This is a genomic window from Thermomonas sp., assembly GCF_025993755.1.
Lineage (GTDB): Bacteria > Pseudomonadota > Gammaproteobacteria > Xanthomonadales > Xanthomonadaceae > Thermomonas.
Genome location: NZ_JAMQHN010000050.1, coordinates 25,889 through 33,434 on the forward strand (window position 1 = coordinate 25,889; position 7,546 = coordinate 33,434).

General features: G+C 68.6%; 6 protein-coding genes and 1 pseudogene. 2 read left to right on the forward strand and 5 right to left on the reverse strand.

From position 1 onward, the window contains the following. Position 1: 1 nt before the first annotated feature. The 4 genes from fabB to Q0X16_RS03815 all read right to left on the reverse strand — a co-directional run bounded on the left by fabB (position 2) and on the right by Q0X16_RS03815 (position 5,496). Positions 2 to 1,213 carry a beta-ketoacyl-ACP synthase I gene (fabB, locus tag Q0X16_RS03800; RefSeq protein WP_297830794.1) on the reverse strand — a complete coding sequence of 404 codons (1,212 nt, stop codon included), beginning with the start codon at positions 1,211 to 1,213 and terminating at the stop codon, positions 2 to 4. A 1-nt stretch (position 1,214) separates the two neighbouring features. Beyond that, entirely contained in the window at positions 1,215 to 1,730 is a 516-nt protein-coding gene (gene fabA, locus Q0X16_RS03805) for a 3-hydroxyacyl-[acyl-carrier-protein] dehydratase FabA (RefSeq protein WP_297830796.1), read from the reverse strand. A 192-nt stretch (positions 1,731 to 1,922) separates the two neighbouring features. Further along, positions 1,923 to 3,665: a hypothetical protein gene (locus Q0X16_RS03810; RefSeq protein WP_297830797.1), complete on the reverse strand. Its 1,743-nt coding sequence runs from the start codon at positions 3,663 to 3,665 to the stop codon at positions 1,923 to 1,925. A 427-nt stretch (positions 3,666 to 4,092) separates the two neighbouring features. After that, on the reverse strand, positions 4,093 to 5,496 hold the full coding sequence (locus tag Q0X16_RS03815; RefSeq protein WP_297830799.1) for a mannose-1-phosphate guanylyltransferase/mannose-6-phosphate isomerase: 1,404 nt from the start codon (positions 5,494 to 5,496) through the stop codon (positions 4,093 to 4,095). A gap of 51 nt (positions 5,497 to 5,547) precedes the next feature. Here Q0X16_RS03815 and Q0X16_RS03820 point away from each other — a divergent pair, with 51 nt between their 5' ends. Further along, the gene (locus Q0X16_RS03820) at positions 5,548 to 6,570 is read left to right on the forward strand and encodes a phosphotransferase (RefSeq protein ID WP_297830801.1); all 1,023 of its coding nucleotides are present in this window, start codon (positions 5,548 to 5,550) and stop codon (positions 6,568 to 6,570) included. Then, positions 6,567 to 7,268, forward strand: a complete 702-nt coding sequence (gene murU / locus Q0X16_RS03825; RefSeq protein ID WP_297830803.1) for an N-acetylmuramate alpha-1-phosphate uridylyltransferase MurU — start codon at positions 6,567 to 6,569, stop codon at positions 7,266 to 7,268. Before Q0X16_RS03820 ends, murU begins: the two co-directional genes overlap by 4 nt. Before the next feature lie 70 nt (positions 7,269 to 7,338). Here murU and Q0X16_RS03830 read toward each other — a convergent pair. Then, positions 7,339 to 7,546: pseudogene (locus Q0X16_RS03830) on the reverse strand (DnaA regulatory inactivator Hda); the annotation flags it as partial.

Consider the following 7,546-nt stretch of genomic DNA (forward strand, 5'->3'; position numbering starts at 1 on the left):
CTCAGGCGCGGGCGAACACCAGTGTCGCGTTGGTGCCGCCGAAGCCGAAGCTGTTGGACATCACCACGTCGAGCCTGGCGTCGCGGCTCTCGCGCACGATCGGGAAGCCCTCGGCGCCCGGGTCCAGGGTCTCGATGTTGGCGGAGCCGGCGATGAAGCCGTCGCGCAGCATCAGCAGGCTGTAAATCGCCTCGTGCACGCTAGCGGCGCCCAGCGAGTGGCCGGACAGCGCCTTGGTCGAGGAGATCGGCGGCAGCGGCGCGTCGCCGAAGGCCTCGCGCACCGCGTTGAGTTCGACGATGTCGCCCAGCGGGGTCGAGGTGCCGTGGGTATTGAGGTAATCGACCGGCCGGTCGAGGCCCTCCAGCGCCATCCGCATGCAGCGCACCGCGCCCTCGCCGCTGGGCGCCACCATGTCGGCGCCGTCGGAGGTGACGCCGTAGCCGATCAACTCGGCGTGGATCGTCGCCCCGCGCGCGACCGCGTGCTCCCAGTCCTCCAGCACCAGCATGCCGCCGCCGCTGCCGATCACGAAGCCGTCGCGCCCCACGTCATACGGGCGCGATGCCTTTTCCGGCGCATCGTTGCTGCCGGTGGACAGCGCGCCCATGGCGTCGAACATCACCGTCATCGTCCAGTGCAGGTCCTCGCCGCCGCCGGCGAACACGATGTCCTGCGCGCCGTGGCGGATCAGGTCCGCCGCCGCGCCGATGCAGTGCGCCGATGTCGCACAGGCGGCGCTGATCGAATAGCTCAGGCCGCGGATCTTGAACGCGGTGGCGAGATTGGCCGACACCGTCGAGCACATCGTGCGCGGCACCATGTAGGGACCGACCTTGCGCACGCCGCGCGCGCGCAGGATGTCGGCGGTCTCCACCTGCCAGTGGCTGGAGCCACCGCCGGAGCCGGCAATCAGGCCGGTGCGCGGGCTGCAGACCAGCGCATCGGGCAGTCCGGCATCGGCGATCGCGTCGCGCAGGGCGATGTAGCTGTAGGCCGCGGCGTCGCTCATGAAGCGCTTGAGCTTGCGGTCGATGACGGCATCGAGGTCGAGATCGACCGCGCCGCCGACCTGGCTGCGCAGGCCGCGTTCGACGGCGTCCGGCAGAAGGCGGATGCCGGAGCGGCTTTCGCGCAGAGAACGCGAAACGCTGTCGAGGTCATTGCCGAGGCAGGAGGTGATGCCCATGCCGGTGATGGCGACGCGACGCATGTCAGGCTCCGGTGGCGGCTTCGAACAATCCCACGCGCAGGTCGCGGGCGGTGTAGATCACCTCGCCATCGACCAGGGTGCGCGCATCGGCCTGCGCCACCACCAGCTTGCGGTTGATGACACGGGTGATGTCGATCTCGTAGCTGACGACCTTGGCACTGGGCAACACCTGCCCGGTGAACTTCACCTCGCCGCAGCCCAGCGCGCGCCCTCGCCCGGGCGAACCCAGCCAGGTCAGGTAGAAGCCGACCAGTTGCCACATCGCATCCAGCCCGAGGCAGCCGGGCATCACCGGATCACCGAGGAAGTGGCACTGGAAGAACCACAGGTCCGGGTGGATATCCAGTTCCGCACGCACGAATCCCTTGCCATGGCTGCCACCGTTGTCGTTGATTTCGACGATGCGATCGAACATCAGCATCGGATCGGCGGGCAGGCGCGCGGTGCTGTTGGGGAACAGTTCCCCACGGGCGCTGGCAAGCAAATGCTCGCGGGTGAACGAAGAAGCGCGGGTCATGGCGTGCATCAATGCGATAAACGCCCGATTGTAAGCATGTCGGCCATGACATACCTATGGGTATTGGAATCGGAGCCGGGGAAAGGCGCGTAACGGCGCCCGTCCTTCCTTTGGACCGCGCCCCGGGATCGCGACCGGAGGCGAAGCGTCCATCGCAAGCCGGCCATGCGCCGGTGGATCCGGGCTGCGCGATCAATGCGAGTGCTGCGCGTGCCCCGAGGCAGCCGCATCGCCCACCTGCGCCCGCAGGGCATCGAGACCCTTGCCGATTTCCTTTTCGAACCATTGCGCGAAGTACGGCGTCTGCACGAAGCCCTGCCCCCATCCGAAATCGAGCCCGGCCAGATAGCGGTCGGCCGCGCCACGACCGTTGATCCGGGCCGGAACGATCAGCGCGCGGCCGCCGTCGCGTGCGGCCTCTTCGACCATGGCCCGCACCTGCGCCACCGCGGCCTTGTTCTTGTCCGGCCAGTCCTCGCGCCAGGTCGCATAGCGAATCGCCCGGAAGTGATCGCCACCGATCACGCGCATCTGTCCTGCGAGACTAGCCAGAAGATCGAGCCAACTCTGGTTGGCGGCATCGTCGCCCTGCCCATGTGCGGTCAGGATGATGGTTTCGCGAGCCGGATCGCGCGACACCGAGCGGGCGTTGGCCAGCAGCGCACGCGCGAACAGCGGATCGGCGTCCACGCCGCCCACGGTTGCCATCGGCAGCGCCGAACGGATCCGCGGTGCTGCCGCGATCGTCGCGCCGCCGCCGTGGTGGCCCATGTCCATGCCGCCCATGGCGTGTCCCGCATGCGCGGCCGGCATGGCGCCGGATTCGACGTCGAGCCCGAGCATGCGCTCGACATCGGTGCGGAACGAATCGGTCATGCCGAACGCACGCACCACCACGATCGCCATGGCATCGGTACGCTCCAGTTCGCGCACCGCGCGTTCGACCACCGGCGGGTCCGCCATCGAGAACGCGAATGCCATCCGGTGCATGGAAGACAACGGCGCCAACGCCTGCTCGATGGCATCGTTCCAGAACCAGTCGGCGCCGTGGGTCAGCGCCACCACGCCGATGCGCGCGGGATCCATCGCACCGCCCTGCAATTGCGCCTGCGCGGCGGCACGCCGCATCCACTGCGCCAGCGCCTCGGCGTCCGCCACGGGCGAGGACAGCAGCTGCGCGTCCGACGGCACGTTCGAGGCGAACCAGCCGCTGAAATCCATCATGGTGTCGGCGCGCGGCGCGAACGCGACCGGAACGACGACCGCGCCATGCGCCGCCTTCACCGCCTCGCCGAAGCGCGCGCGCAGTGCATCCGCATCCGGCGCACCGCGCTCGGGATAGACCGCCGCGTCGATCGCATCCATTCCGAGCGTGCTGGCGGATCCGCCCATGCGGCGCAGTTCCGCGCGCATGGCCTCACCCGCTTCCACGCTGCCCGCGCCGTAGCCGAGCAGCAGCAGGCGCTGGCCATGGGCCGACGCCTCACGCAGCCGCGCCGACAGATCCTCGACCGCCAGATAGGACGCGCCATAGGGCTTGCTGAAGACCAGTGCCGCGCCCTGCGCCTGGCGCGCCTGCAGCCAGCCGCGCACGAGCTGCCAGCGCGATTCCTGTTCCGAAATCACCAGCGGAAGTACCGCCACCGTGCGCGCGCCGCGCTGTCGCAGTGCGGCCAGGCGTGCGTCGAGCACGGCTTCGCTGCGCGCGTCGGTGACATACAGCAGTTCGGCATTGCGCCCCTGCGCGAACGCATCGAATGCATCGCGGATTTCGGCATTGCCGAGGAACCCGCGGTCCGAGGTGACCACCAGCACGCCAGGCGACGATACGGCGGCGACCGGCTGCGCGGCGACAGCGGGCAAGGCCAGCAGCGCGGCAAGCAGCAGCGCGCAGACAGCGAACAGGCGAATCGGAAGCGAACGGGCGACGGACACGGCGTCTCCTTGGCACTGCAGGGCAGGTGCGCGCACAAAAATCGCCGCTTCGCTCGCTGCGAGCGGCGCCACCGCACCGGAATAAAGTGCTTTTAAATGATATCGATTCGCATTTGCATGTCAACTTCGATACCGAGGACGCCCATGCGGCGACTCGCATTGCATCTGGACCGGCGTTGCACGATCCGGATCAATCCGCCTCGCGTCCCGGGGTCGGCCCGGATGCACCGGCAGGCTCCAGGCTCCGGCACCGCGCGAAATAGGGCGCGCCCCCGGCCGGGTCGATCAGCCGTTTTTCCACCGGCAAGGGCGCGCCGTCGGGCCCGCCGGCCCGATGCGGCAAACCGCAGGACCCCCACGGCGAAGCAAGCGCGGAGCTTCACGTGTGACGCGATTCCGGAACGAGGGCAAGAAATACGGGCGTGGCTCAGGTGCGCCCGTACTGGTCCTCGTAGCGGACGATGTCGTCCTCTCCCAGATAATCGCCGGACTGCACTTCGATCAGTTCCAGGACATCGGCACCGGGATTCTCCAGGCGGTGCCGGGCCCCGATCGGGATGTAGGCCGACTGGTTGGCGTACAACTCGAACACGTCGTTGTCACGCGTCACGCGTGCGGTACCGCGCACCACCACCCAATGCTCGGCGCGACGGCGATGCGATTGCAGGGACAGCCGCGCACCCGGCTTGACCTTGATCCGCTTGACCTGGAAGCCATCGCCGACATCCACCGAGTCATAGCTTCCCCAGGGTCGGTAAACTTCGCGGTGGAAAACGACCTGGCTGCGATGCGCGACTTTCAACTGTGCCACTACGTCCTTGACTTGCTGGACACGATCCTTGCGCGCCACCAGGACGGCATCCGCGGTTTCGACGACCACGATGTCATCCACTCCCACCAGCGCGACAAGCCGCTGCGCCCAGGCATAGCTGTTGCGTGAATCGACCGCGATGACTTCTCCACGGCAGGCGTTGCCGCTTTCGTCCTGCGGGCTCACCTCCCACAGCGAAGACCACGAGCCCACGTCGCTCCAGCCGAAGTCCGCCGGCAACACCATCGCGGCGTCGGTCTTCTCCATGACCGCATAGTCGATCGAATCGGCCGGGCAGGCTGCGAAAGCCTCCTTGTCCAATCGCACGAAATCCCCGTCCCGACGCGCACCCCTGAACGCCGCTTCGACCGCCGAGAGCACGTCGGGTCGGTACCGCCCAAGTTCCCCCAGATAGCGCGATGCGCGCAACAGGAACATCCCGCTGTTCCAGAAATACCCGCCTTCGGCGAGAAAACCTGCAGCGGTGGCCGCATCCGGCTTCTCGACGAACCCCTGCACCTTGCGAACGCCTTCGCCGGGCGCCGCCTGGATATAGCCAAAGCCGGTTTCCGGCGCCGAAGGCGGAACACCGAAGGTGATCAGCGCTCCCGCTTCAGCCGCAGGAATCGCCTGCCCGACCGCATTCCGGAACGCGACTTCGTCGCGCACGACATGATCCGAAGGCAATACGAGCAACAGCGCATCTTCGTGGTTCGATAGAGCCTGCAGGGCGGCAGCGGCAATGGCCGGTGCGGTGTTCCGGCCGACCGGCTCAAGCAGGATCGTCGGCGTCGGGGCATCGATCTGGCGCAACTGCTCGGCGACGAGAAAACGGTGCTCCTCGCCGGCGACCACGATCGGCGCGACCGCGCCGAGATCCCCGAGCCGCAGCAAGGTCGACTGCAGCATCGTCTGTTCCCCCGCCAGCGGCAGGAACTGCTTGGGATGGGCCTCCCGGGACAGCGGCCACAGGCGGGTGCCGGAACCGCCGCACAGCAAGACCGGCTGCAATGTCATCATTGGCAATGAATTCCTTTCGTCCGTGGCCGCAACCCAGTTTAACCTTCCCGCATGACATCGCCCCCCAATGATCCGAACGATCCGCGCGCAACGCAGCGGTTGGCCTGGGCGCGCGCCGCGCTGCGCGAACCAGGCCTGCTGCTGGAACGCGCGTCCACCGACGCCGGCTTCCGCAGCTATTGGCGCAGCGTCGGCGTCGAGCCGACCCGCATCGTCATGGATTCGCCGCCGGACAAGGAGGACGTGCGCCCCTGGCTGCGGCTGCGCGACCTGCTGGAAAGCGGCGGCGTGCGGGTGCCGAAGGTGCTGGCGCGCGACGTCGGCGCCGGTTTCCTGCTGCTGGAAGACCTCGGCCGCGACACCTTCCTGCAGGTCATCGACGCCGGCAATGCCGATGCGCTGTTCGACGCCGCCCTCGCCCAGCTCCTGAAGATCCAGCGGATCGTGCCGCCCGCCGACCTGCCCGCCTACGATGCCGCGCTGCTCCTGCGCGAGCTTCGCCTGTTCGACGAATGGTTCTGCGAACAGCATCTGGGTCTGGCGTTGACGGACGCCGAACGCTCGACGCTGGCCGCCGCCTACCGATTCCTGATCGACGCCGCGCTGGCGCAACCGCAGGTGCTGGTCCACCGCGACTTCATGCCGCGCAACCTGATGCCTGCAGCGGACGGCCCGGCCGTGCTGGATTTCCAGGACGCGGTGCGCGGACCGATCGCCTACGACCCGCTGAGTCTGTTCAAGGACGCCTTCCTGAGCTGGCCGGAAGCACGGGTATCCGACTGGCTGGACCGCTACCACGACCGGGCCCGCGCCGCGGGGCTGCCGGTGCCGGACCGCCGGCGATTCCGTCACGACGCCGAGATGATCGGCGCGCAGCGGCATCTCAAGGTCATCGGCATCTTCGCCCGCCTGAACCACCGCGACGGCAAGCCGAAGTACCTCGCCGACGCGCCACGCTTCTTCGATTACCTGGCCCCGGTGCTGCCGCGCCATCCCCAGCTCGACGGCCTGCATCGCTTCATCGAGGCCCGCGTCCTGCCCGCCATCGCGGCCACGGCGACAGCCGACAGATGAAGGCGCTGATCTTCGCCGCCGGCCTGGGCGAGCGGATGCGCCCGCTGACCGATGCCACGCCCAAGCCGCTGCTCAAGGTCGCCGGCAAGCCGCTGATCGTCTGGCATCTGGACAAGCTGGCGGCGATCGGCGTGCGCGAGGTCGTCATCAATACTTCCTGGCTGGCCGACCAGTTCCCCGCCAGCCTCGGCGATGGCCGGCGCTGGGGCCTGAGCCTCCACTATTCCTTCGAAGGCCCGCAGCCGCTGGAAACCGGCGGCGGAATGTGGCGTGCGCTGGACCTGCTGGGCGATGCGCCGTTCATCGCGGTCAACGGCGACATCTGGAGCACCGTCGATTACGCCGGCCTGCCGCAGGCGCCGCAGGCCGAGGCCCACCTGGTGCTGGTCGACAATCCCGACCACAACCCGCGCGGCGATTTCGTCCTCGACGCGGACGGCCGTGTGCATTCCGAAGGCGAACAGCGACTGACCTTCGCCGGCGTCGGCGTCTATCGCGGCGCGTTGCTGGCGGACTGGCGCACCGTCATCGGTGCTGCCCCCGGCGCCGAGTCGACGCCACCCCGTTTCAAGCTGGCGCCGCTGCTGCGCGCGGCGATGGGGCGCGGCGCCGTCACCGGCCAGCACCACCGCGGGCGCTGGACCGATGTCGGTACGCCGGAGCGGCTGGCGCAGCTCGACGCCGCGCTGCGAAGGTAGGTCGGGCGCGCCGATCCCATTCGCACGTGCCGTGGGCCGGGCAGCGCTCCAGAAAAGCGCGCGTCCCGCGCTATTCCGACCCGGATCCCAGCACCTGACGCAGGAATGGCACCGTCAGCCGTCGCTGCGCCGCCAGCGAGGCGCGGTCGATCCGTTCGAACAGCGCGGCGAGGCTGCCCGGATCGCGGCTGCAGCGCCGCAGCATCCACTCCAGCGCCGCGTTGTCGAAGTCCAGCCCACGGGCGGCCGCACGCAGGCGCAGCATCTGCGCGCGGCCG